General features: G+C 62.9%; 19 protein-coding genes. 3 read left to right on the top strand and 16 right to left on the bottom strand.

Annotated features, from left to right (window positions below; genetic code table 11):
- Nucleotides 1–42: 42 nt before the first annotated feature.
- Nucleotides 43–828 carry a DeoR/GlpR family DNA-binding transcription regulator gene (locus ACN9MO_RS21960; protein ID WP_113131864.1) on the bottom strand — a complete coding sequence of 262 codons (786 nt, stop codon included), beginning with the start codon at nt 826–828 and terminating at the stop codon, nt 43–45.
- Nucleotides 829–1,042: 214 nt separating this feature from the next.
- On the opposite strand from ACN9MO_RS21960, the gene ACN9MO_RS21955 reads away from it, so the two are divergent.
- A complete protein-coding gene (locus ACN9MO_RS21955; protein ID WP_113131865.1) occupies nt 1,043–2,080 on the top strand; it encodes a GlxA family transcriptional regulator in 1,038 nt (345 codons plus the stop codon).
- A 72-nt stretch (nt 2,081–2,152) separates the two neighbouring features.
- On the opposite strand, the gene ACN9MO_RS21950 is transcribed toward ACN9MO_RS21955, so the two are convergent.
- The 7 genes from ACN9MO_RS21950 to ACN9MO_RS21920 all read right to left on the bottom strand — a co-directional run bounded on the left by ACN9MO_RS21950 (nt 2,153) and on the right by ACN9MO_RS21920 (nt 12,516).
- Nucleotides 2,153–4,162, bottom strand: coding sequence for a putative 2-aminoethylphosphonate ABC transporter permease subunit (locus ACN9MO_RS21950; RefSeq protein WP_113131884.1), 2,010 nt, complete (start codon nt 4,160–4,162; stop codon nt 2,153–2,155).
- An 8-nt stretch (nt 4,163–4,170) separates the two neighbouring features.
- Nucleotides 4,171–5,346 carry a putative 2-aminoethylphosphonate ABC transporter ATP-binding protein gene (locus tag ACN9MO_RS21945; protein WP_113131866.1) on the bottom strand — a complete coding sequence of 392 codons (1,176 nt, stop codon included), beginning with the start codon at nt 5,344–5,346 and terminating at the stop codon, nt 4,171–4,173.
- Nucleotides 5,347–5,428: 82 nt separating this feature from the next.
- On the bottom strand, nt 5,429–6,451 hold the full coding sequence (locus tag ACN9MO_RS21940; RefSeq protein ID WP_162733543.1) for a putative 2-aminoethylphosphonate ABC transporter substrate-binding protein: 1,023 nt from the start codon (nt 6,449–6,451) through the stop codon (nt 5,429–5,431).
- Between the two features lie 363 nt (nt 6,452–6,814).
- The gene (phnY, locus tag ACN9MO_RS21935) at nt 6,815–8,269 is read right to left on the bottom strand and encodes a phosphonoacetaldehyde dehydrogenase (RefSeq protein WP_113131867.1); all 1,455 of its coding nucleotides are present in this window, start codon (nt 8,267–8,269) and stop codon (nt 6,815–6,817) included.
- Between the two features lie 10 nt (nt 8,270–8,279).
- On the bottom strand, nt 8,280–9,542 hold the full coding sequence (gene phnA, locus ACN9MO_RS21930; protein ID WP_113131868.1) for a phosphonoacetate hydrolase: 1,263 nt from the start codon (nt 9,540–9,542) through the stop codon (nt 8,280–8,282).
- Between the two features lie 15 nt (nt 9,543–9,557).
- Nucleotides 9,558–10,760: a 2-aminoethylphosphonate--pyruvate transaminase gene (locus ACN9MO_RS21925; protein ID WP_113131869.1), complete on the bottom strand. Its 1,203-nt coding sequence runs from the start codon at nt 10,758–10,760 to the stop codon at nt 9,558–9,560.
- A gap of 103 nt (nt 10,761–10,863) precedes the next feature.
- Entirely contained in the window at nt 10,864–12,516 is a 1,653-nt protein-coding gene (locus ACN9MO_RS21920) for a Na/Pi cotransporter family protein (protein ID WP_113131870.1), read from the bottom strand.
- A 117-nt stretch (nt 12,517–12,633) separates the two neighbouring features.
- Here ACN9MO_RS21920 and ACN9MO_RS21915 point away from each other — a divergent pair, with 117 nt between their 5' ends.
- Nucleotides 12,634–13,509 carry a LysR substrate-binding domain-containing protein gene (locus tag ACN9MO_RS21915; RefSeq protein ID WP_113131871.1) on the top strand — a complete coding sequence of 292 codons (876 nt, stop codon included), beginning with the start codon at nt 12,634–12,636 and terminating at the stop codon, nt 13,507–13,509.
- Between the two features lie 19 nt (nt 13,510–13,528).
- Here ACN9MO_RS21915 and pta read toward each other — a convergent pair whose 3' ends face one another.
- The 8 genes from pta to tauA form a co-directional block, all read right to left on the bottom strand.
- Complete coding sequence (gene pta / locus ACN9MO_RS21910) at nt 13,529–14,539, bottom strand: phosphate acetyltransferase (protein WP_113131872.1); 1,011 nt, start codon at nt 14,537–14,539, stop codon at nt 13,529–13,531.
- A complete protein-coding gene (locus ACN9MO_RS21905) occupies nt 14,539–15,576 on the bottom strand; it encodes a YeiH family protein (RefSeq protein ID WP_113131873.1) in 1,038 nt (345 codons plus the stop codon). The genes pta and ACN9MO_RS21905 overlap by 1 nt, the downstream gene beginning before the upstream one ends.
- 75 nt (nt 15,577–15,651) lie before the next feature.
- The gene (gene xsc, locus ACN9MO_RS21900; protein ID WP_057248759.1) at nt 15,652–17,427 is read right to left on the bottom strand and encodes a sulfoacetaldehyde acetyltransferase; all 1,776 of its coding nucleotides are present in this window, start codon (nt 17,425–17,427) and stop codon (nt 15,652–15,654) included.
- Nucleotides 17,428–17,461: 34 nt separating this feature from the next.
- The gene (locus tag ACN9MO_RS21895) at nt 17,462–18,862 is read right to left on the bottom strand and encodes an NAD(P)/FAD-dependent oxidoreductase (RefSeq protein ID WP_113131874.1); all 1,401 of its coding nucleotides are present in this window, start codon (nt 18,860–18,862) and stop codon (nt 17,462–17,464) included.
- A gap of 17 nt (nt 18,863–18,879) precedes the next feature.
- Nucleotides 18,880–19,260 carry a nuclear transport factor 2 family protein gene (locus ACN9MO_RS21890; RefSeq protein WP_112995857.1) on the bottom strand — a complete coding sequence of 127 codons (381 nt, stop codon included), beginning with the start codon at nt 19,258–19,260 and terminating at the stop codon, nt 18,880–18,882.
- Between the two features lie 219 nt (nt 19,261–19,479).
- Entirely contained in the window at nt 19,480–20,307 is an 828-nt protein-coding gene (locus ACN9MO_RS21885; RefSeq protein WP_113131875.1) for an ABC transporter permease subunit, read from the bottom strand.
- Nucleotides 20,300–21,112 (bottom strand): taurine ABC transporter ATP-binding protein, encoded by an 813-nt coding sequence (locus ACN9MO_RS21880; protein ID WP_034790429.1) that lies wholly within the window; start codon nt 21,110–21,112, stop codon nt 20,300–20,302. Before ACN9MO_RS21880 ends, ACN9MO_RS21885 begins: the two co-directional genes overlap by 8 nt.
- Before the next feature lie 86 nt (nt 21,113–21,198).
- Complete coding sequence (gene tauA / locus ACN9MO_RS21875) at nt 21,199–22,215, bottom strand: taurine ABC transporter substrate-binding protein (protein ID WP_112995845.1); 1,017 nt, start codon at nt 22,213–22,215, stop codon at nt 21,199–21,201.
- A gap of 137 nt (nt 22,216–22,352) precedes the next feature.
- On the opposite strand from tauA, the gene ACN9MO_RS21870 reads away from it, so the two are divergent.
- Nucleotides 22,353–23,858 (top strand): PLP-dependent aminotransferase family protein, encoded by a 1,506-nt coding sequence (locus ACN9MO_RS21870; protein WP_309140519.1) that lies wholly within the window; start codon nt 22,353–22,355, stop codon nt 23,856–23,858.
- Nucleotides 23,859–23,873: the final 15 nt, after the last annotated feature.

The following is a 23,873-nucleotide window of genomic DNA, read 5'->3' as shown; positions in this document are numbered from 1 at the left end:
CGCTGACAAAGAACAAGACAAAAAGTTACAAAATATTACATTTCATTGTTCGGCGACGATTAGAGTGGGACCTTTACGCGCCAGCGCCTCGCGGATCGCCTCCGGCGGGCGCCGATCGACGATCACCCCGGCGGCGACTTCGAAGCGCGGAATACGCAGCGGCGTCAGCCGTCCGAACTTGGAGCTGTCGAGCACGAAATAGGCTCTGGCCGCAGTCGTCACCATGCGGGATCGTTGCTCGGCGCCGCTGCGGGTAAAGTCGGTCACCTCGCCATCCGGCGAGAGCCCGCCGCCGCCGAGAAAGGCGACATCGACACGGAAATGGTTGATGGCCTCGAGCGCATCGATGCCGACGGCCGCTTCCTCGTCCGGATCGATCTCTCCGCCGAGCATATGAACCCGCACGAGTGGTTGCCGGCACATCAAAAGCGCGATCGACAGTGAAGTCGTGCAAATCGTTAGGTTTTTTCGCCCGGATAACGCGTGGGCCACGGCCAGCGTCGTGGTGCCGGAATCCAGGAAGATCACCATGCCGTCGCGCACCAGACCCGCCGCAGCACGGCCGATCGCCGCCTTCGCCCCGGCATTTTCCTCCCGTCGCTCGGTAAAAGCTGCCTCAGTGGGTTCGAACAGGGTGGCGCCGCCATGCACAAGATCAAGCTGGCCGCGATCGGCAAGCAGCTTCAGGTCGCGCCTTATCGTCTGGCGCGACACGTCGAAAAAGTCCGCCAGTTCGGTGATACCCACGGTACCGTTGGCAGCAAGACGTCTAAGGATTTCGCCATGGCGGCGTGGGGCAAGAGCGCGGGCGCTTTGAGAGTCAGACATGGAACCAACTGTGTTCATTTTTGTCCATTTGACAAGTCGCGCCACAGCCTCGCGGCTCGCCTAGCTGGAAAGTACCGGCATTTCACGCGAGATCGCGGAGAATTTTCCTCCGCAGCCGTCGAAACCGGCTTGGCAACGGTTAATTATGTTGCATAATGTAACTATTCTATCCAACTCGCAACACGTCGCGACCTTTCATTATCAGGAAGAGACAATGCAGCAGGCACGCGCGCTGGTCCGCCACTTCACCTTCTATCTGCTCGATGGCTTTGCCCTGCATGGCTTTTCCGCAGCGATCGAAGCGCTGCGCCTTGCCAATGACGTGGCCGAGCGCGCCGTTTACCACTGGCACATTGTAACGGCAGATGGCTCATCCGCCGTCTCTTCCTGCGGCACACGCCTTGCTGCGGCCGGACCGCTCGCGGATGAGCGCGGCCGGTTCCACCGGGGCGAACAGCCGGGGTTCGTCGTCATCTGCGGCAGCCGCACGAAGCCGCCCGCCGACCCGGCTCTGGAGGCCTGGCTTCGGCACTGCGCTCGCAGTCAGGTGCGCCTCGCCGGACTTGCCGGCGGCGTCTACTGTCTGGCCCGCGCGGGCCTGCTCGACGAGCGTCGATGCGCGGTGCACTGGGAGCATTTTCCGGATTTCTCAGAACGGTTCTTCATTGCCGGTGCGCGCCAGACCGCCTTCGAGATCGACGGCAGCCTTTACACCTGCGCCGGCGGCAATGCGCCCTTCGACATGTTCCTGCGTATCATCAAAGCAGACCTCGGCCCGGACGTGGTCAACCGCATCTGCGAGGCGGCGCTCTGCGAACGTCTTCGCGAGACAGGCGAGCGCCAGCGCCTTCCGCTGCAGGCACGCCTTGGCATCGACAACCCATTTCTGATCCGGATCATCGAGCAGATGGAGGCCAATCTTGCTGAGCCGCTGAAGCTTGCCAACATGTCGCCGGCGACCGGCCTTTCGCGGCGGCAGACGGAGCGGCTGTTTCGAAAGGAAATGGGCCGCACGCCGGCGCGTTATTATCTCGACCTACGGCTGGAGCGCGCCCATCTTCTGCTGCTCACCTCATCTCTCCAGGTCATCGAGATCGCGGTCGCCTGCGGCTTTACCACCGCCTCGCACTTTTCCCGCACCTACCGCGAGCGCTATGGACTTACGCCACAGCGCACGCGTCTCGCCGAAATGGAACGCCTGCGCGCGGGAAACGACCGTAGAGCGGTGATGGCAGAGATTCGGGTGGCTTAGGTTGACGCGGCAAAGGCGTCGCCCCCCTTCGGCGACGAAGGAAGGCGAGACGAATTGCGGGGCGGAAGCGGGCTAGCGCCACGCCTGAGTACGGGCGAGCAGGCCGCGCGCGATCAGCGCATGGACGAGCTTGGCCGCGACATTGGTGTAGAAGATCATCATGCCCATGGCCGCAGCCGGCGCAATGTCACCCGCATCGTCCATGTTGAGCACCGCGACCGACGCAAGCTTGGTGTCCGTCGAATAGAGGAACACCACCGCTGAGACCGTCGTCATCGCGTTGACGAAGAGATAGATCGCGATGTTGAGGATCGCCGGGAGGCAGACGGGCACCGTGACCCGGAAGAACAGCCGGTGGAAGGGCTGCTTCAGCGAGGCGGCGACGGATTCGAACTCCGGATCCATCTGCTTCAGCGCCGTCAGCGCCGTCAGATGCGCGACCGTGTAGAAGTGCGTCACCGTCGAGACGACGAGGATCGTCATCGTGCCATAGATTGGGTGCAGCGGATTGGTCGGATTGTTGAAGAAGAAGATGTAGGCGAGGCCGAGCACCATGCCGGGCACGGCCATCGGCATCATCGCCAGGAAATGGAAGACACCGCGGCCGAAGCGGAAACCGTCGGCCTTCTCGACCATGTAGGCGCCGGCAAAGACGACGAGCGAACCGAAGAGAGCTGTCAAAAGCGCAAGCCGGATCGAGTTTCCATAGGCCGCCCAGCCGCCGCCGTCCATCAGGTCGAAGGCGAAGTTCTTGCTCGTGAGCGTCAGGTCATAGGGCCAGAACTTCACCACCGCTGCGATCTGGCACATGGCGATCATGCCGAGGATGAAGAGGCTGACGAGGCAGGCGAAGGCGAAGCACAGCCCGTCCAAACGCGCGTTGGGCTTCGGCGCGTAGGGCACGGCGCGCGCCGACAGCAGTGCTACCTGTCGCTTCTGCATGTGCCGGTCGACGGCAAAGGCAAGCACGGCTGGGACAAGCAGGATGACGGAGACGACCGCGCCCATCTCGAAGTTCTGCTGGCCGATCACCTGCTTGTAGATGTCGACGGCCAGCATGCCGTATTGCCCGCCGATCACCTTGGGCAAGCCGAAGTCGGTGATGACCAGCGTGAAGACGACGAAGGCGGCCGAGACAATGCCAAAGCGCGCACCGGGGACCGTAACGGTCGTGAAGGTGCGCCACTTGCTGGCTTTGAGCGACGCGGCAGCCTCATAGTGCCGGGCATCGGCAATGGAGAGCGCCGTCAGGATGATCAGAAAGGCATGTGGCAGGGTGAAGAAGATCGAGCCGATGACGATGCCGATCGGCCCGTAGATCGAATAGCCGAGAAGCCAATCCCTTAAGATGCCCTGGTTGCCGAAGAGGTAGACGAGTGCGATGCCCGGCAGCAGCGACGGCACCAGGATCGGTATCGTCAGGATGCCGCGGAACAGACCCTTGAGCGGCATGCAGCTTCGCGTCAGACCGTAGGCAAGCGCAAAGGCGATCGAGATCGTGAACACCGTGCTGATTACCGCCATCAGCACGGAATTGTAGATCGACTGCGCCAACGCGGGCGTCGAGAAATAGGCCGTGAAGTTCGTAAAACCCAAGGCACGTGCGGGCCGCAGCACCACGCGCCGGAAGGTACCGGAATCGTATTCGCGCCACTCCGTCCCCTTTTCCAGGGTGGAGCCGACAAGGAAGGCCGCATCATCCGTGGTGCCGCGAATGCGGTAATGGACCGGGCTGCGGAACTTGAATTCCGGAAAGAATTTTGTGGCCGCCAGCCGTCCGTCTGAACTGCTGGAAAGCTCGCCCTCCGTCACCGCTCCGAGTTCCCGGTTCAGGTCTGCGGCACTGACGATCGGCCCCCAGTTCGCGCCGGTCTCATCGCTCATCTTGAATTCGAAAGCTGCAAGGTCGAACCGATAAGTCGAAAGCGACTTCGACAGCATGACAAAGAGCGGCGCGCCGAGCGCCACGATCAGGTAAAGCCCGATGACCGCCATGAAGCCGAGCTTGATGCGATCGTCGCGGGAGGCGTCCTGCCGGAGCCGTTTGCCGATCATGGGGAGGTGAGGCGCTTCGAGGACCATGTTCATCGTTAGGCACCCCTTGGATAGAGCAGAAGACGTTCCCGCGGGATTTCCACCTGGATGGCGCCGCCCGTCTCGATCCTGAGGCGCCTGACGGCATTGACGGAGAAGTCGGCGACAAGCGTGCGTTCGCCAAGGCGCGGTGCCGTCAAGCGCGTGCGCCAGAACATGCCGAGGAACTCCATCTCCTGCACTTCGGCATCGATCAGGTTCTGCGGCGTCGCCGGCCGGTCGATGGCGTTGGCGGCATGGGCATCGGCACCGTGCGGGATGATATCAACCGGGCGGACGACGGCCGTTGCCGCATGGCCCGCCGAAAAATCCAGGGTCGAGCAACAGAAAGCCGAGTGGCCGATCTCGACCTCGCCGTCCCCGGTGACACGCGCTGGGAATTGGTTGGTCTCACCGATGAAATCGGCGACGAACAGCGTTTCGGGGTGACGGTAGATCTCGGTGGGCGAGCCGACTTGCTCGATGACGCCGTGGTTCATGACGACGATCCGGTCGGCCATGGCAAGCGCCTCCTCCTGGTCGTGCGTGACCATGATGGTGGTGACGCCGAGTTTGCGCTGCAGTGCCTTTATCTCATGGCGAAGATGCACGCGGACCTTGGCATCGAGTGCCGAAAGCGGCTCGTCAAGCAACAACAGCCCCGGGGAGATTGCGATGGCGCGGGCAAGCGCAATGCGCTGCTGCTGGCCACCGGAAAGCTGAGCCGGATACTTCTTGCCGTGAGCCGACAGGCCGACTGTTTCCAGCAATTCGGCGACGCGGGAGGCGACCCCCGCCTTCGATCGGCCGGTGTTTTCCAGGCCGAAGGCGATGTTCTGCTCGATCGTCAGGTTGGGAAAGAGCGCGTAGGACTGGAAGACGATGCCATAGTCGCGCCTGGAGGCCGGCAGCGTCGAGATGTTGCGGCCATCCTGCAGGATGGTGCCCTGCGTCTGCAGATCGAGACCGGCGATGGCTCTCAGCAATGTTGTCTTGCCGCAGCCGGAGGGACCGAGGAAACAGACGAACTCGCCTCTGGCAATGCTCAGCGAAATGTCGCGCAGCGCAACGAAATCGCCATAGGTCTTCCAGAGATCCGAGATCTGCAAATAGGGAGCCGGCTCCGCGGCCGCGTCATCGGCGAAGTGCTGACGGCTGGTGGGCGTCGGTTCGATCGACAGGGCATGCCTCATCTGCAAGCTCCGCTGGCTTGAGGGATTTCCAAGAGAAATGCGAACGGGCGCAGCGCGGTAGTGCTACGCCCGGCCATCAGGCTCAGCTCTTCGGCTCAGACTTGGCGTCGTAGCGCTTCTGCCATTCCTTGAGGATTTCCGCGCGGTTGTTGGCGGCCCATTCGAAGTCGTTGACGATCATCCGGGAAGCGATGTCGTCGGGCAGGTGCTCGACCTGCTTGGCGACACCCGGATAGGCAACGACGGCATAGCCGGAATTGTACATCTCGTTGGCTTCCTTGGTGACCGACCAGTCGACCAGCGTCTTTGCGGCTTCGAGATTTGCCGTGCCGGCGATGATCGCGGTTGCCTCCGCCTCCCAGCCTGAACCCTCCGCGGGGAAGATGATGTCGATCGGTGCGCCGGCACTCTTGGCCTTGGCACCCGGAAACTCGAAGGACACGCCGATGACGGCTTCACCGGCACCCGCCATCTTGCACGGCTTGGAGCCGGAATGGGTGTAGGCGGAGATGTTCTGGTGGAGCTTGTCCATGAAGTCCCAGGCCTTCTCCTCACCCCACATCTGCATCCAGCCCGAGACGTCGAGGAAACCGGTGCCCGAGGATGCCGGGTTCGGCATCACCACGTGGCCCTTGTATTCGGGCTTCGTCAGGTCTTTCCAGCTCGCCGGCGGTGTGAGACCGAGCTTTTCACCCTCGACCGTGTTGTAGCAAAGGGCTGCGACATAGGCGTCCATGCCGACCCAGCTCGGCGGCGTGTCCTTGTCGACGAACTTCGGATCGAGCGCCTCGACACCCTTCGGCTGGTAAGGCTCCAGCATGCCTTCGGTCTTCAGGAGCAGCAGCGAGGTTGCAGCGAGCCCCCAGACGACGTCGGCCTGCGGATTGTCCTTCTCGGCGAGCAGCTTGGCGGTCATGACGCCGGTGGAATCGCGCACCCAGTTGATTTTGATGTCCGGGTGGGCCTTCTCGAAGGTCGCCTTGTAGCGGTCGAGGTCTACGGCTTCGACGGCGGTGTAGACGGTGAGCTGGGTTTCAGCGGCAGCGATGGCAGGAAGCACAGCGGAAGCGGCGCCGGCAAGCACGAAGAGCATGCGTCTGTTCATGATTGAAGTTCTCCTCTGAGGTCCTGGTAAAACCGGGGAAGCGCGGCGGGCAATCTTGTCGTTGCCCTCTTGTGATCGGCTTCGGGAAACATTCTGCGCAGCGGTTTCCTGTAAGTAAAATTTATTATTCTTATCGTTCAGAAGATTAAAACTATGGATGATCCGCCGCAGAACTGGGCATGACAAGCCACGATTGATCAAGGCGGCGGCAAGTTTCGATACAACTTCGCACGACCTGCCGAAAGAAGGGGCAGATCTACGATTGTGCACCGAAGACGATGCAGTGAGACGCTCCGAACCATAAAAAGGGAGCCGCCAAGGCGGCTCCCAGAGGGGTGAGTCAGCGGGGGGAAACGCTTGAGATCACCATGGCAAGGAGAATGTCTTGACGTTGGTAAAGCTCTTCATCGCCTCGATGACGCCTTCCTTGTAGCCGTTGCCGGAATCCTTAATGCCGCCGAAGGGGCTCATCTCGATCCGGTAACCCGGCACTTCCCAGATGTTGACCGTGCCGACCTTCAGCCCGGCGATGTATTTCTGCATTCGCCGGAACTCATTGGTGCAGACGCCGGAAGAAAGGCCGAAGGCCGTCGAGTTCGAGAGCGCGATCAGCGCGTCGTCGTTGTCGGGGGCGCGCACGATCGGGATGATCGGCGCGAAGGTTTCCTCCATCACCAGCTCGCTGGAATGCGCTACCCGGTCGACCACAATCGGTGGCAACAAGGCACCCTTTCGACCGGGGTGATAGAGGATCTCCGCTCCCTCTTCCGCAGCCTTCAACACACGCTGTTCGAAGACTTCCGCCGCGCGAGCATGCACGACCGTGCCGAGCTCGGTCGCCCGGTCCATCGGATCGCCGAACCTCAGCTTTTTCGCTCGCTCCAGCACCAGCGGCACGAAGCGGTCGGCAACGCTCTCCTGGCAGAGGATGCGTTTGACCGCAGTGCAGCGTTGGCCGGAGTTCTTGGTGGCGCCGGCAACGGCAAGATCCGCCGCTCTTGCGAGATCGTCGTCCGACAGATCGTTGAGGATGATCAGCGGATCATTGCCGCCGAGCTCCAGCACCTGACGCTTGTAATGGGCGTGTGCTGCGATCAGCTTGCCGACCGGAACGCTGCCGGTAAAGGTGATGAGGTCGAAGTTCGGATTGGTGATCATCTCCATGCCGATATCGGCGGGCCAGCCGGTCACGACCGAGAGCATCTCCGGCGGCAGGCCGGCCTCATAGAGGATGTCGGCGAAGACCAGCGCCGTCATCGGCGTCAGTTCGGTCGGCTTCAGCACCACGCAATTGTTGGTCGCGACCGCCGGCGCCACCTTATGCGCCACCATGTTGAGAGGATGGTTGAAGGGCGTGATCGCCGAAATGGCGTTGAGCGGTTCGCGGGTGGTGAAGATCTTGCGCGCCTTGCCGTGCGGGGTAAGGTCGCAGGAGAAGATCTCGCCATCGTCATGGATGCACATCTGCCCCGACAGCGTCAGCACGTCGAAGGCGCGGCCGACTTCATAGAGCGAATCCTGCTTGGAGATGCCGAGCTCCAGCGTGATCAGGTCGGAAATCTCCTCCTTGCGGGCGACGAGTAGGTCGGCGGCCTTGAGCAGGATGCGCTGACGCTCATAGCGTGTCAGCTTCGGCTGGTATGCCCCCGCGATCTCGAAGGCCTTGCGGGCGTGCTCGGCGTTACCCGCCGGCACGGTGCCGATGACGGCATCGTTGAAGGGATAGCGCACCTCGATGCGCCCTTCGGTATCGACCGCCTTGCCGGCGATCCGCATCGGCTCGTGGCGAATGGCGAACGTCGTTTCCACCTTGGTCATCGAGCCCTCCCTAGTGCGCCGTTTGTGCCGCTGCGACGAGCGCGTAGAAGAACGCGTCGAAATTGCGTAGCGTGCCGGCCGTCAGAAGTTCCGGAAGCTTGCGGTTGGCGATGAAGGGCACCTCCTGTTCGGTGAGCCCGCCATGCGAACGCAGCGGCTCGTTGAGTGCTGCGAGATCGTGCCGGTGCTCGCTGGTGCCGAGCGTCTTGTTTTCGGTTGAGATCAGCACGAGATCGCCGATGCGGTCATCGGGCAGTTCGAAACGCACGCAGGCTTCCGGGCGTGTAAGGACGACATCGATACCCTCGATCACCTTCAGGCGCTCGATGATCTCCTCCTTGTCGGCGCCTTCCGGCAGATAGGCCGTGGCAAAGGAGCCGAGCGCGCCGTGGTGCACGACATAGGGGTCGGTGATCGGCAGGATGACGCGGGCGGCGTCCTTGCCGAGCCACTCGTCGAGCAGGTCCTGGACGTAGACGACATCCGGCGACCCATCGTTCTTGTGCTTCGGCTTCATGCCGTGGTCGGCGGTGACGATAATCGCGGCGCCAAGCGCATCGAGTTCGGTCAGGTATTTGTCGAACATCTCATAGAAGGAATTCGCCTGCGGCACGCCGGGCGCATACTTGTGCTGCACGTAGTCGGTCGTCGTCAGATACATGACGTCGGGCCGGAACTCCTTGAGCAGCTTGACGCCGGCGGCAAAGACGAACTCGGAAAGGTCAGCCGAATAGACTTCCGGCACAGGGCGGCCGAGCCAGGCCGAGGCATTGTCGAGGCCGTTTTCCGCCTTGCTCGTCTTGTCGGACTTTTCCGAGGAGAAGCAGATCGCCCTGCCCTCGTCGAACTTGAGGCCGTGGCCGAGAAGTGCCCGCAGCTTGTCCTTCGCCGTTACCACCGCCACCTTCGCGCCGGCATCGTAGAATGCCCTAAAGATGGTCGGCGCGCGCAGGAAGCGCGGGTCGTTCATCATCACTTCGTTGCCGGTCTGCGGTTCATAGAGATAGTTGCCGCAGATGCCGTGGATCGCCGGCGGGCGGCCGGTGGCGATGGAGAGGTTGTTCGGGTTGGTGAAGCTCGGGATGACGCTGAGCGCCGTGCGCTCCGTTCCTGTCTTGCGGATGCGCTCGAGCGTCGGCATAAGCCCGGCCTTGATGGCCTCGTCGAGATAGGCCGGCTCGCAGCCGTCAAGGCAGATGGCGATGGCCGGAACCTTCGGCCAGGGATAGGTGCGGCGGTTGGCGGTGACGGTAATCTTGGACATCTGGTTCATTGGAATTTCCTTCGTTCAGGCAGCGAGACGGCGGCGTTCCTCAAGGGCGACGGCCGGCGGGGCGGCGCTATCGACGCCCATTTCATTGAGGGATTCACGAGCGGCTGCGACCACGCGGCGCATGACATGCTCGTCCATGCGGCCGATGCAGCCGACGCGGAAACTGTCGACCACGGTCAGCTTGCCCGGATAGATGATGAAGCCCGTGTCCTTCATCAGGTCGTAGAAACGATCGAAGGCGAAGGCGGGATGGGCCGGGCTGAAGAAGGTGACGATGATCGGCGACAGCCACTGGTCGGCAAGCAGCGTCTCGAAGCCTGCCTCCCGCATGCCGGCGACCATGACATCACGGTTGCGGGCGTAGCGCGCGCCGCGACCGGCGACGCCTCCCTCCTCGCGGTGCAGCCGCAGTGCTTCGAGGAAGGCCGCGACCACATGGGTCGGCGGCGTGAAGCGCCACTGGCCCGTCTTGTTCATGTAGTCCCACTGGGCATGCACATCGAGGCTCAGCGAATGGCTGCGACCCTTGGCAGCCTCCAGCTCGCTCTTGCGGGCAATGACGAAGCCGAAGCCGGGCACGCCCTCGATGCACTTGTTGGCGGACGAGACGATCGCCTCGTAGCGGAAGTCGTTGACGCCGGCCGGCACGGCGCCGAAGGCGCTCATGGAATCGACCAGCAGCTTGCGGCCGCGGGAATAGACGGTGTCGGAGATCTCCTTCAGTGGGTTCAGGATGCCGGAGCTGGTCTCGCTATGGACGACGACGACATGGGTGATGGCAGGGTCGGCATCGAGAACGGCTGCGACTTCCGGACCGCGCGGCGGCATGTAATCGCCCTTGTCGATCGTCACATGGTCGCGACCGAGATAGGAGAGCGTCTGGGCGATGCGCTTGCCATAGGCGCCGTTCATCAGCACCAGCACCTTGCCGTCCTTCGGAACGAAGCTGCCAAGCATCGCCTCCACCGAAAACGAGCCGCTGCCCTGCATCGGCACGCAATCGAACTCGCCCTTGTTATCACCGGCAATGTCGAGCAGTTCGCGGCGCAGCCTGGCGGTCATTGCCCGGAAGTCGCCATCCCAGGAGCCCCAGTCCCTCAGCATGGCTTCCTTGACCTCGTAGGCCGTCGTCAGTGGGCCGGGCGTGAGCAGATAGGGCTCGCCGAGCCTCGGCGTTTCCAGGGGCGCGATGGTTCTGTCAGAAGCTGTGTTTGGCATTGTCCGTCCTCGCGGTTGGCGTGTTCGAGAACGACAATGGGGCGGAAACATCTATCTGTAAAATCGTTCTTTTGTATCAATCTATCGATCTGATTTATACTTCCTATACGGCGGGAACCAACCGGCTTTCCAGCAGGTCACCGCTCTCGCGCAGGCGCGGATAGGCCATGTTGGTCACCAGCGAATTGACCTCCTTCAGGGCCCGAACGATCTCCAGGTGCATGTCGCTCGACAGGATGCTGGCCGCCACACCTTGGCGAAGCCGCTCCAGGTGGCTCTTGCTGCTTTCCTCGACGAGGCGGCGCACATGTTCCTTTTGCCGGACCATCTCGCGGGCGATCACCGGGTCGGGCGAAACGAGAAGACTGGCCGCAAGCCTGACGTTGGACGACACGGCCGCGTGTAGCAGGGTGAGTTCGCGCCACCCGTCGTGCGAGAACGCACCCGCCCCCTCCAGCCGCTCCTCGGCCATTTGCAGCAGGCTTTTTGCGACCACGTCGCCGGCATATTCGAGATGGATTGCCGCCTCGGTGAGTTCGATGCCGCGCCTGGATTGGTCTTGGGTGAGGAAACCTCGGTTGACGGCGGCGATGTAAAGTTTGATCTCGCTATGCGCCCGATGGATCTCCCCGTCGATGCTTCGCAGCGTCTTTACGGCCTCCGGCGTTGGCGCGTGGATGACCGTCATCACCGGCTCCAGCATTCGGGCGATGAGATTGCCCATATGCAATACCTCGCGCGCCGCAGCGGCAAGCGCCTGCGGCGGCTTGTCGATCAGCGTGCGGTCGAGTGCGCTGACATGGACCGATCGGTCGCCGGCGCCGGCGGCATCCGGCATGAACAACTGGACAAGACGCGCCATCAGACCGCAGGAGGCCATCCCGACGAGAACGAGGGCGGCATTGAAATGCACATGCAGGTTGACGAGCTTTGCGGCCGCCGTCTCTCCCGGAAGCCAGTCGAAGGGGGCATGCAACGAGAATGCGCCGAAGACGGTTGCGCCGAACAGGGCGCGAAAGAGAAGGTTGCCGAGCGGCAGCCGTCTCCCCTCGACCGGCAGGCCGCGCGTCAGCCAGAGCGCGATCAGCCCACCACCGATATTGACCCCGAGAACCAGCGGAATGCCGACATCAACAGGCACGATGTCCTTCGCGGCGAAAGTCAGGATCAGCAGGATCGCCGCCACGCTCGAATGCAGCGCCCAGGTGAAAAACGCAGCGAGGATCATAACCGTCAGCGCATCCTTGCCGACGAAGGCGACGACGGAGGGCAGGACCGGGCTTTGGGCGAGCGGCTGCGTCGCATGGCCGATCATCTGCAGCGACAGAAGTAACAGGCCGATGCCAAGCACGGCGCGTCCGGCTTCGACCGCCTTGCGGCTTGATGCCTTCAGATGCACGAGGCCACCGGCCGCGACCAGGAGCGGCGCCAGCCAATGCAGATCGAAGGACAGGATCTTAACGACGAGCGCCGAGCCGAGATCGGCGCCAAGCAGCACCGCGAGACCGGTATCGAGCCCCAGCGCGCCGCTGACGGCAAAGCCGGCGGCAAGCATGGCGACGGCTGTCGAACTCTGTAGAGCAATCGCCACCACGCAGCCGCAGACGGCGGCGCGCGGCCGGCCGCCAGCACCGCCGACCGTTCGCGCGACGATGTCGCCGGCAGCTGCTTCGACGCCTTTTTTCACGAGACTGACGGCATAGAGCAACAGGACGGTGGCAGCAGCAAGTTCGAGGGCGACAGCCGGGAGGTTCATGGGCGCGCTCCGGAAAGAGGATGGAATCCGAAAACTATCCTTTGCCGCTTTACATAAATCAAATCGTTCGTTTTAATGAATCCATAGATCAAATCTATCCTGAAAGGCGTCGCACGCATGCGCTATGTCCAGCTTCGCGCCTTCCACAACGTGGCCATCCACGGCGGCTTCTCACGCGCGGCGGAAGCGCTGTTCCTCACCCAGCCTGCGGTCTCCGACCAGGTGCGCAAGCTCGAGGAGGAATACGACGTCCTGCTCTTCAACCGAAACAAGAAGCAGGTGACGCTGACCCAGTCGGGCCAGCAGCTTCTCGAAGTCACGCGCCGGATGTTCGATGTCGAACAGCAGGCGCTGGATCTTCTTTCGGAATCGCGGGCACTGAGGGCTGGAAAGCTGCGCATCGTGGCGGACGCCGCCCACCACCTGCTGCACATTCTCGCCGCCTTCCGGCGCACCTATCCGACGGTGCAGGTCTCGATCGATTCCGGCAACACCGAGACGGTCATCACCAGCCTGCACGCCTACGAGGCGGATATCGGCGTACTCGGCGAGATCCCGCAATCGAGCGATTTCGACATCCTGAAACTGAACTCGACGCCGATCATCGCTTTTGCCAGCAGCGACTATCCCCTCGCCGGTCAAAAGACCGTCACCTTCTCCGACCTTGCCAAACACCCGCTCGTCATGCGCGAACAGGGCTCCAAGACCCGGCAGAAACTGGAAGCGATGGCCGAACAATGCGGCGTGCCTCTGACGCCGCTCATCGAAGCCGAGGGCCGCGAGGCCGTGCGCGAGATCGTTGCTGCGGGCGGCGGCGTTGGCTTCGTCTCCTCGGCCGAGTTCGGCCAGGACAATCGCCTCGTTCCGATCCGGATCGAGGCGCCGGAAATGCTGATGGATGAAGCACTGATCTGCTTGCGCGAACGTAGCAACGGCAAGCTTGTCAGCGCCTTCTTCGACATCGCGCGCAGTCTTTCAAAAGCGGTAACGTGAGCTGTCGGCTTTCATCCGCCTACCCACTCGATTTCCCGCCTGAGGCCTGAACGACGGTGACGGCGATCATGTGGAAGACATCCTCGACATTGCAGCCGCGCGAAAGATCGTTGGCCGGTTTTGCGAGCCCCTGCAGGATCGGGCCGATCGCCGTCGCACCGCCGATCCGCTGCGCGATCTTGTAGCCGATATTCGCCGCATCAAGGTTCGGGAAGACGAAGACATTGGCCTCGCCGTTGAGCGCCGAGTTGGGGGCCTTGGCGGCACTGACGGCCTCGACGAAGGCGCTGTCGAACTGCAGCTCGCCGTCGATGACCAGACCGGGTGCTGCGGCATGGGCGAGCCTCGTCGCCTCCACCACCTTGGAAACGCGCTCATGCGCAGCGCTGCCGGCGGTCGAGAAGGAAAGCATCGCCACCTTCGCGGGCTTGCCGGCAAGCTGCTCGAAGGAGCGCGCCGACGTCACCGCGATGTCGGCGAGACCCGCAGCATCGGGATCCACGACGAGGCCGCAATCGGCAAAGACGAAAGCGCCCTTCTTTGCGTGATGCGGCGCGCACAGCATCATCAGAAAGAAGCTCGACACCAGGCCAACGTCCGGCGCGCGACCGATGGTCTGGAGCGCGGCGCGCACCGTATCGGCGGTGGTCGCAACCGCCCCGCCAACCGTGCCGTCGGCGGCATCCTCGCGCACCATCATCGCGGCAAAGACGAGCGGCGAACGCACAGCCTCGGCTGCCGCCGCCGCGTCGACGCCCTTGTTGCGGCGCAATTCATGGTAGGCCGCAGCAAGGCGCGGGGTGAGCGGCGACAACGCCGGATCCTCGATGCGGATTTCGCCCGGGCGCGCGCCGGCGGCCGCCAACCGTTCCTCGACGATGTTCCGGCTGCCGACGAGGGTTGTCTCGGCAACGCCCTCGCGCACGGCGCGCAAGGCCCCCTCGACGATGCGTGGGTCTTCCCCTTCGGCAAGCACGATATGGCGAGGTGCTGATTTCGCGGCTTCGAGAATGCGATCGAGCGGTTTCATCAGGCGTGTCCCAAATAGTGAATGCCGACGAGAATGAAGAGGGCGATGAAGACGGTTTCGGCGACGATAAGCGCGACCGCATCTCCGCCGACGTCGAGAACGCGCCTGAGCGAGGTGCGCATGCCGACGGCGACGATGCCGGCAATCAGCGCCCAACGGGAGGTTTCCATGCCGGCTTTGGCCACCAGTTCGGGCACGAGGCCGAAGGAGTTGAACGCCGCAAAGATCAGAAAGGCGACGACGAAACCGGGCAAAAGCGGCGGACGCTTGCCGGTCTCGCCCTCGGGCTGCGGCACCTTGCGCAGCGACAGCGAGAAGATAAGCACGACCGGCGCCAGCATGGTGACGCGGATCAGCTTGACGAGCGTCGCCGTCTCCCCCGCCTCCGGCGAGACCGAGAAGCCGGCGCCGACGACCTGCGCGACATCGTGGATGGTGCCGCCGAAGAAGATGCCAGTCGCGCGGGCATCGAGCCCCATGGTCTGGGCAATGATCGGATAGGCGATCATGGCAAGGGTGGAGAGCACCGTGACCGAGAGCACAGTGAAGATCAGGTTGCGCTCGGAAAACTCGTTCTTCGGCAAGACGGCGGCGATCGCCATCGCCGCCGACGCGCCACAGATGGCGACCGAACCGCTGGTGATGAGCGCCAGCCGCCAGCCGCGGCCGAGCAATTTCGCGGCGAGCAGGCCAAAGCCGATGGTGGCCGCGATCGCCGAGACGAGCAGCAGGATGGTGCCGGCGCCGAGTCCGATCAGGAGGTCGACGCTGATCCGCATGCCGAGCAGCGCCACACCGATGCGCAGCACCTTCTTGGCGCAGAAATCAATCCCGGCGACACAACGCCCCTCCTCGGACAGAAAGTGGAAGGCGATGCCGAGCAAAAGCGCCATCAGCATGGCCGGCGCGCCGTAGTGATCGGAGAGGAACTGGGCGGCGACGGCGACGGCCGCTGTGACGGCGAAGCCCGGCCAGTAGGTCGCAAAGCCGGAGGGCACGCTGCGGAAACGTTCGTGGACAGATGCGATAAAGGTCATGATGTCATTCCGGTCGCTCGCGGGACGCTGCGCCCGCCCGGAAAAGCCGGGCGGGCATCGTGCAATCGGGTCGGCTCAGGCCCGCTTCTGCGGACGCATGTCGGCACGATCAATGCCGGCAACCGGCACCGGCTTCTTCATCGCGTCGCGCCGGAAAGGCTCGCCGAGCTCCTGGTTGAGGATGACTTCGACGAAGGTGGTGACACCCCTCTTCTGGTCGGCGATCGCGTTTGACAGCGCCTCGGTGAGTGCTGCCGTCGTATTGACGGTCACGCCCCTCAGCCCGCAGCCTTCGGCCACCTTGGCGTAAGAGAGGTTGGGGTTGAGCTCGGTGCCGACGAAATTGTTGGCGTACCAGAGCGTCGTGTTGCGCTTTTCAGCACCCCATTGGTAGTTGCGGAAGATCACCATGGTGATCGCCGGCCAGCCCTCACGGCCGATCGAGCCCATCTCGTTCATCGAGATGCCGAAGGCGCCGTCGCCGGCAAAGCCGACCACCGGCACATCCGGGCAACCGATCTTGGCGCCGACGATCGACGGGAAACCGTAGCCGCAGGGGCCGAACATGCCCGGTGCCAGATATTTCCGGCCAGCCTCGAAGGTTGGATAGGCGTTGCCGATCGCGCAATTGTTGCCGATGTCGGTGGAGATGATCGCCTCTTTCGGCAGAGCCGCCTGGATCGCCCGCCAGGCCTGGCGCGGCGACATGCGGTTCGGCTCGCGCGAGCGTGCGCTCTCGTTCCATTCCGTGCCCGGATCGTCGTCCTCATGATCCATCGAGGAGAGCTGCTGCTGCCAGGCCGAACGGGTCTGGTGGATCGCCGCCTTGCGCTCCTCACGGCCGGCATCGCCGGCCGAGGGCGAGAGCTGCTCGAGGATCTGGCGGGCGACCTGCTTGGCATCGCCACAGATGCCGACCGACACCTTCTTGGTCAGCCCGATCCGGTCGGCGTTGATATCGACCTGGATGATCGAAGCGTTCTTCGGCCAGTAGTCGATGCCATAACCCGGAAGCGTCGAGAAGGGATTGAGCCGGGTGCCGAGTGCCAGCACGACGTCGGCTTTGGAGATCAGCTCCATCGCTGCCTTCGAGCCGTTATAGCCGAGCGGGCCGACCGAGAGGCGATGGCTGCCGGGGAAGGCATCATTGTGCTGGTAGCCGCAGCAGACCGGCGCGTCGAGGCGTTCGGCAAGCTTCATGGAATCGGAAATGGCATTGCCGATGACGACGCCGGCACCATTGAGGATAACAGGGAATTTCGCCTCCGACAGCAGCTTTGCGGCTTCCGCAATCGCCTGCGGTCCGCCGGCCGGACGCTCGAAGCGGACGATCGCCGGCAGGTCGACGTCGATCACCTGGGTCCAGTAGTCGCGCGGGATGTTGATCTGCGCAGGCGCACAACCGCGCCAGGCCTTTTCGATGACGCGGTTCAGGACTTCAGGTATACGCGAGGGATCGCGTACCTCTTCCTGGTAGCACACCATTTCCTCGAACATCGCCATCTGGTCGACTTCCTGGAAGCCGCCCTGACCGATCGTCTTGTTGGCCGCCTGGGGCGTCACCATCAGGAGCGGCGTGTGGTTCCAGTAGGCCGTCTTGATCGCGGTGATGAACCCGGTGACGCCAGGGCCGTTCTGGCCGATCGCAACCGACATCGTGCCCGTCGCGCGGCTGAAGCCATCCGCCATCATGCCGGCATTGGTCTCATGGGCGCAGTCCCAGAACTTGATGCCGGCCTTCGGGAAAAGGTCCGACACCGGCATCATGGCCGAGCCGATGATGCCGAAGGCATGTTCGAGGCCATGCATCTGAAGAACTTTGACGAAGGCTTCCTCGGTGGTCATTTTCATGGGGTGGTTCCTTTCCTGGTATTATTTCAAAGAGTTAGAGGATCTCGTCACGGAGGTAGTACCAGCGGTACATTCCCCATTGGCCGAGCCGTCGGAACGGCGTCAGAAGCCCGTGGCCCGGCAGAGGCGAAGTGAAGATGGGGAGGTCGAGGCCGCCGCCTTTGCCGGCGACCATCTGGGCCATGCGACGGCCGGCCTGGGCGGAATACATCACGCCGTTGCCGCCATAGCCCATGGCGTAGAACAGCCTCTGCCCCGGATCCGGCTGGAAGATGCGCGGCATCATGTCGTGGCTGACATCCACCCAACCCCACCAGGAGTAGTCGATGTCGATGCCGCGGAGCGCCGGGAACTTGCGGTAGAGGCCGGCAAGCAGGATCTCGAGATGCTTCGGATTGCTCGCGTCGCGTCCGGTGATGGCGCTGCGGCTGCCGATCTGCACCCGGCCATCCGGCAGCATGCGATAGTAGTGACGCAGCGTCCGCGTATCGGTGAGCGGGATGCGCGCCTTGAAGTTCAGCGCCTTCTGCTCGCTTTCCGTCAGCGGTCGAGTGACGATCGAGTTCGACAGGATCGGCATCAGTCGGTGGCGGGTGAGCGCGTTCATGCCGGGTGACGTGTAACCGGCCGTCGCGATGCAGACGGCACGCGCCCGCACCGTTCCGCCAGGCGTCGTCAGGTAATGCATGCCGCCCTTGGCAGTGCAATCAAGCACCGGGCTCGACGTATGCACCTTTGCCCCCAGCTTGCGGGCAAGCCTGAGGTAGCCGAAGGCTAGCTTGGCGGCATGGATGCCCATGCCATCGGGCTCATACATCGCCCCGCGTGCTTCCTCGTCGCGAACGAAATCGCGGTGGATCTCGTCGCGCGAGACCATGCGGGCGCGATAGCCGAACGTATCGTTGAGAACACGGACCTCGCTTTGCAGCGCCGGCAGCATCTTGTCGCGGTGGGCGATATAGAGATGGCCGCCATCCTGCGGATCGCAGTCGATTTCGGGCTCGCGGACGAGAGTGCGAAAGAGGTCGAATCCCTCGGAAATCTCCTCGTGCATCTTGCGGGCGACGTCGACGCCCCAGCGGGCAATCCACTGCGAGCGCTTAAGACGGCCAGCCGAAATCTGCGCCTGCCCGCCATTGCGGGTGCTGCAGCCCCAGGCAACGCCGTTTGCCTCCAGCACCGTCGCCTTGATGCCGTGCTCACGCGCCAGATGAATGGCGCAGGAGAGGCCCGTATAGCCCGAGCCGATGATGGCGACTTCGACGTCGATGTCGCTTGTGACTGGGCCGTCATCCTCCGGTTCAGGCCCGGCAGTGCCGATCCAATAGGTCGGCGCGTAGTCCTTGCCTCTGCCGGGGCTGCGGGCATGGTTGGGGTCATAGGCCGGATCGAACGGCTCTCTTGCAGGCTTCAAGGGAGTGGCGCGCAGTTGCATTGCTTTCGCTCCAGCCGTCAGTAGCGGGGTTGCAGGACCGGGCGGTTCTTGCGGAACGCCTGCTTGCGCACGATCTTGCCGTTGCGGAAGGTGAAGAGGTCGCAGCCCTCGGCCTCAGTGCGGCTGCCATCGGCGGCCGTGCCGGAGAAGGTCCATTCGGACACGCCGCGGTCGCCTTCGACGAAATGGCTGTGATTGCCCCATTCGGCATCCGGCATCGATGTCCAGACGCCGCTGAAGGCGTCGGCGATCGCCGCTCTACCCGTGAAGCGGGCGCCGTAGACCTCGGGTCCGCCGACCGCGTTAAAAACGCAGTCCTCGGCAAAGAAGCGCATGACCCCATCGATGTCGTGCCGGTTGAAGGCATCGAACAAGGTTTTGAGATCGGTTGCAGTCAGTGTCATCGTCCTGTCCTTTGGCTTAGTCGTCAGGCATGGCTTCGCCGGAGACGGGAGACGCCGTCTTCAAAGGCCGCCAGGCCGGGTACGAATGATTTGTCGAAGCTGTCGCCTAGAGCGCCGTGCGTTCAATTGAACGCGCAAAGGAACGCTCTAGCACTTTGATTCTAGGCAATCTTTCCGTCTCCAGTGATTCGACTTGAGAGCGGGATTCTCTGGTTAAAGGCGGCCCTTCCAGGGGATCAGCACCTTTTCTAGGTAGCGGATCAGAAGATCGAAGGCGAAGGCGAAGATGCCGATGATGAAGATGCCCATGATCACCGTGTCGCTTTCGAGGTTTTCAGCTGCATTCAGAACCATGAAGCCGAGCCCTCGGTTGGCAGCCACCATTTCCGCCGCCACCAGGGTCGTCCAGCCGACACCGATGCCGATGCGCATGCCGGTGAAGATCTCGGGCAAGGCGGCCTTCATGATGACCTGGCTGATGACCTGCCCGCGGGTGGCCCCCATCGCATAGGCCGCGTGGATCTGTTCGGTAGAGACCGAACGCACCCCTGCTCTGGCGGCAATCGCCATCGGCGCGAAGATTGCCAGATAGATGAGGAACACCTTCGGGAACTCACCGATGCCGAGCCAGATGATGACAAGCGGCAGGTAGGCAAGTGGCGGCAGCGGCCGATAGAATTCGATGATGGGGTCGAACAGACCGCGCACGAAGCGGTTGACGCCCATCAGGATGCCGATCGGAACCGCCGTCACCAGCGCCAGCAGAAAGGCACCGAAGACGCGACTGATGCTGGCGAGCGTGTGCTCGATCAGGGTCGAGTTCGAAACACCGTCCGTCAGCGCCAGCATGAACTTGTCCCAGACCGCCAGCGGCGACGGCAGGAACAGCGGCTTGACCCAACCGGATTCGGTTACGAAGAACCAGAGGGCGACGAGCACGAGTGTCGTTGAAAAACTGATGAGACCGCTGCTTCCGTCACCCGGAGCGCCGAAGATCTTGCCGGCCTTTACGGGCTTGGCGCGTGTCACTCTGTCAAGCATGGGCCACCTCCGGGTTGCCGGACGCACGTTCGTCGCCATAGATGATGCCGAGCACCTCCTCGCGCATGCGGATGAATTCCGGGCTGGATTTGATCGCCCGGGCATTGCCCTCGGCGAGGAAACGCTTGTTGAAGTTGAGTTCGTAGGTGTGGGTGATGCGGCCCGGGCGCGGCGACATGACGATCAGCCGCGAGCCGAGGAACAGCGCCTCCTCGACGCTATGGGTGATGAAGAAGAACATCTTGTTGGTGAGCTGCCAGACTTTCAGAAGCAACTCCTGGATCGTCTCGCGCGTCAGCGCGTCGAGTGCCGCCATCGGCTCGTCCATCAAGAGCATGGCGGGATCGCAGGTCAGCGCCCGTGCGATGCCGACGCGCTGCTGCATCCCACCCGACAGGTGGTAGATCATATGCCGGTGGAAGTCCTGCAGGCCGACCAAGGCTAGGTTCTTGGTGGCGAGATCCCGCCTGGTCGCCTTGTCGACGCCGCGCAGCTTGAGGCCGAATTCGGTGTTCTCGATGACGTTCAGCCACGGCAGCAATGCGTGCTTCTGGAAGACCACGCCGCGCTCGGCGCCCGGTCCGTTGACCTGGTGATTGCCAAGCGTGATGTCGCCCTCTGAGGGGGCCATGAAGCCCGCCATCAGGTTGAGCAAGGTGGTTTTCCCGCAGCCCGAAGCCCCGAGGGCGACGACAAAGTCGCCGCTGTTGATGGTAAGGTTGACACCTTTCAGGGCGATGATCGCCTGGTCCGAGTACAGGCCCGGATAGGTCAGACTGATGTTCCTGACGCTCAATGTTTCCATGAGAAATGCCTCCCTGCACCTCGGTCACGGTCTTGAAGATGGACGCGCCGGCCGCTCCTCAGGACCGGCGCAATCAGCAGATCAAATTATTGCGCGGCCACCTTGGCAAAGTCGGCGTTCACATAGGGCGCGTAATCGTCGAGCGAATTGCCGATCTGCTTTTGCTCGACGAGGAACTTGGCGCTTTCGGTGAGCGCGCGCGTGGCGCCACCGCCGAGCCAAACCTCGGAGGCCTGCTCATCCGCATTCGGGAAGGAAAGAAGACGCAAGGCTTCGACCGTGCTCGGGCCATCGCCGCCGATCAGCTTGACGATGCCCTGGACTTGCTCAGACTCCTCCGTCCACGCCGCCTTGTCGGCATTGTAGTCGGCATAAGCTTTCGCCAGAACCTTGGTGAAGGCCTCCATGAGCTTCGGATTTTCCGCGGCCCAGGCCTTATCAACCACCAGCCCGTCGAAGGTCGGCACGCTCGCAGCACCGATCACTTCGGAATCGGAGATCGTCTTGCCAGTCTTCTGAATTTCAGAAAGCGCCGGCGGCCAGACATAGGCGGCATCGATATCGCCGCGCTGCCAGGCGGCGACGATCTGCGGCGGCTTCAGATTGAGGATTTCCACTTCGCGCGGGTCGACGTTCCAGACCTTGTTCATGCCGACCAAAAGATGGAAATGCGAGGTCGAGACGAAGGGCACGGCGACCTTCTTGCCCTTGAGGTCCGCGGGCGTTTCGATGCCGGAACCGTCGCGGGCGACCAGCGCCTCCGATTGACCGATATTGTCGAGGATCCAGAAGAGTTGCAGTTCGACACCGCGCGTGGCGGCAGCCGCGGTGCCAGTCGAACCGAGAACGCCGATCGGCACGTCGCCCGAGGCGAGCGCCGTCGTGATGTCGCCGGCCGAGCTGAATTGGCGCCAGTCGATCGAGTAGCCGGCCTCTTTGGCGGCGGCGTCGAAGCGCCCGTCGGCGATCGCAGCCACAAACGGGCCGACGATCTGCTGATAGCCGACGACGAGCTTCGTCTCGGCATAAGCCACGCCGGATGCGGCCAGGCTCGCCACAATGCTGGCTGCTGCAGCCAGTCGTCTGAAATGTCCATGTAGCATGCTTCGTCCTCCTCTTTGTTTATTCACTGACCGGTTTTTCCGATCTTGCTCATGACGATAAGGCCGAGATCCGGCTTGCGTTATATCCAGTATGGAAGTTGAATAGATCCAGATTAACGTCATTGGAGGCCGGCGTCGTGCGGACGAATGTTTCCGAAACCATCTTCTTCATCGATCGCGACAGCGGGATTGGCCTGCAGGCACAGCTGCGCGAAACGATCGTTTCGGCCGTGCTTGCCGGGCGGGTGCAGCCGCACGCGCACCTGCCTTCCACGCGCAAACTCGCGGACTATCTCCGGATCTCGCGCATCACGGTAACGCTCGCCTATCAGGAACTGATCAGCCAAGGCTATGTCGAGGCCGTCAACCGCAGTTCCTATCGTATCGCCGGCAATCCGCCAGGCATGGATGTGGAAGGGGAACGCCCATCGGGCGGCGCCGATCCGGTCGATTGGAGCCGCAAGATCAAGATGAGCTTCGATGTCGTGCGCCAGGTCCACAAACCGCTGGACTGGCGACGCTATCCTTTCCCCTTCCTCTACGGCCAGATGGACCCCACGCTGTTTGACCTTAACGCCTGGCGTGATTGCGCCCGCCGGGCGCTTGCGCGCGAGGACTTCGTGCTGATGGCGAGCGACTTTGCCGCTGCCGACGACGTGCGGCTCGTCAACTACATCTGCTCGCGCACGCTGCCGCGGCGCGGCATTCACGCCACTCCGGACGAAATCCTCGTTACCGTCGGCGCGCAGAATGCGCTCTGGATCGTCACCCGACTGATCCTGGAAAAGGGCTCAGCCGCCGTCTGCGAAAACCCCTGCCACCCGGATATCAGCGCCTCGCTCCTGCTCAGCGGTGCTGACGTCACGACCGTCGATGTCGATCGCGAGGGCCTGTCGCCGGATGCGCTACCGGAGAAAGTCGACGCCGTCTTCGTGACCCCGAGCCACCATTCGCCGACAGGCGCGACCATGCCGGTCGACCGGCGAACGCAACTGCTTGTGGCTGCGGAGGAGAAAGACTTCGTCATTGTCGAGGACGATTACGAGTTCGAGATCAGCTACCTCGCTCCGCCCTCGCCGGCGCTGAAAGCGCTCGATCCGACGGGCCGGGTGCTCTACATCGGCAGCTTCTCAAAATCCCTGTTTCCCGGGCTTCGGCTCGGCTATCTCGTGGCGCCTGCACCCTTCATTCGCGAGGCGCGCGCGCTTCGCTCGCTGATGCTGCGTCACCCGCCCGGCCACCTGCAGCGCACCGCTGCCTATTTCCTGGCGCTTGGGCATTATGACGCCGTACTGCACCGCATGCGGACCGAGTATCACAAGCGCCACGTGCTGATGGCCGAGGCGCTGCGTCGGGAGAATTTGACCGTCGCCGGGTCCTCGACCTTCGGCGGCACGTCCTTCTGGATGGAGGGGCCGGAAGGGCTCGACGCCGACCGTCTGGTCAGCGAGTTGCGCCAGGATGGCGTTCTGGTCGAATCCGGCTCGCCCTTCTTCCCTAGAAGCGACCGGCCCTGCCGCTTTTTCCGCATGGGATATTCGTCCATTCCAGGCACCAGTATTGCCGAGGGCGTCGCCCGCGTTCGCGCCCGCATCGACGCCCTTGCTTGCAGCAGCAACGACAAGACCTCCACTGCGAAGTAGAGGGGCTGGACCACT

Origin of the sequence: Ensifer sp. R-19 (assembly GCF_049905105.1) — a bacterium.
GTDB lineage: Bacteria > Pseudomonadota > Alphaproteobacteria > Rhizobiales > Rhizobiaceae > Ensifer.
Note: the sequence above shows the minus strand (reverse complement) of the source record. Positions and strands in the feature narration are given on the sequence as shown.

Excerpts from the sequence above, each read along its gene's own strand:
- ACN9MO_RS21960 (WP_113131864.1), bottom strand. The coding sequence starts at position 828 with ATGTCTGACTCTCAAAGCGCCCGCGCTCTTGCCCCACGCCGCCATGGC.
- ACN9MO_RS21955 (WP_113131865.1), top strand. The coding sequence starts at position 1,043 with ATGCAGCAGGCACGCGCGCTGGTCCGCCACTTCACCTTCTATCTGCTC.
- ACN9MO_RS21950 (WP_113131884.1), bottom strand. The coding sequence starts at position 4,162 with ATGGTCCTCGAAGCGCCTCACCTCCCCATGATCGGCAAACGGCTCCGG.
- ACN9MO_RS21945 (WP_113131866.1), bottom strand. The coding sequence starts at position 5,346 with ATGAGGCATGCCCTGTCGATCGAACCGACGCCCACCAGCCGTCAGCAC.
- ACN9MO_RS21940 (WP_162733543.1), bottom strand. The coding sequence starts at position 6,451 with ATGAACAGACGCATGCTCTTCGTGCTTGCCGGCGCCGCTTCCGCTGTG.
- phnY (WP_113131867.1), bottom strand. The coding sequence starts at position 8,269 with ATGACCAAGGTGGAAACGACGTTCGCCATTCGCCACGAGCCGATGCGG.
- phnA (WP_113131868.1), bottom strand. The coding sequence starts at position 9,542 with ATGAACCAGATGTCCAAGATTACCGTCACCGCCAACCGCCGCACCTAT.
- ACN9MO_RS21925 (WP_113131869.1), bottom strand. The coding sequence starts at position 10,760 with ATGCCAAACACAGCTTCTGACAGAACCATCGCGCCCCTGGAAACGCCG.
- ACN9MO_RS21920 (WP_113131870.1), bottom strand. The coding sequence starts at position 12,516 with ATGAACCTCCCGGCTGTCGCCCTCGAACTTGCTGCTGCCACCGTCCTG.
- ACN9MO_RS21915 (WP_113131871.1), top strand. The coding sequence starts at position 12,634 with ATGCGCTATGTCCAGCTTCGCGCCTTCCACAACGTGGCCATCCACGGC.
- pta (WP_113131872.1), bottom strand. The coding sequence starts at position 14,539 with ATGAAACCGCTCGATCGCATTCTCGAAGCCGCGAAATCAGCACCTCGC.
- ACN9MO_RS21905 (WP_113131873.1), bottom strand. The coding sequence starts at position 15,576 with ATGACCTTTATCGCATCTGTCCACGAACGTTTCCGCAGCGTGCCCTCC.
- xsc (WP_057248759.1), bottom strand. The coding sequence starts at position 17,427 with ATGAAAATGACCACCGAGGAAGCCTTCGTCAAAGTTCTTCAGATGCAT.
- ACN9MO_RS21895 (WP_113131874.1), bottom strand. The coding sequence starts at position 18,862 with ATGCAACTGCGCGCCACTCCCTTGAAGCCTGCAAGAGAGCCGTTCGAT.
- ACN9MO_RS21885 (WP_113131875.1), bottom strand. The coding sequence starts at position 20,307 with ATGCTTGACAGAGTGACACGCGCCAAGCCCGTAAAGGCCGGCAAGATC.
- ACN9MO_RS21880 (WP_034790429.1), bottom strand. The coding sequence starts at position 21,112 with ATGGAAACATTGAGCGTCAGGAACATCAGTCTGACCTATCCGGGCCTG.
- tauA (WP_112995845.1), bottom strand. The coding sequence starts at position 22,215 with ATGCTACATGGACATTTCAGACGACTGGCTGCAGCAGCCAGCATTGTG.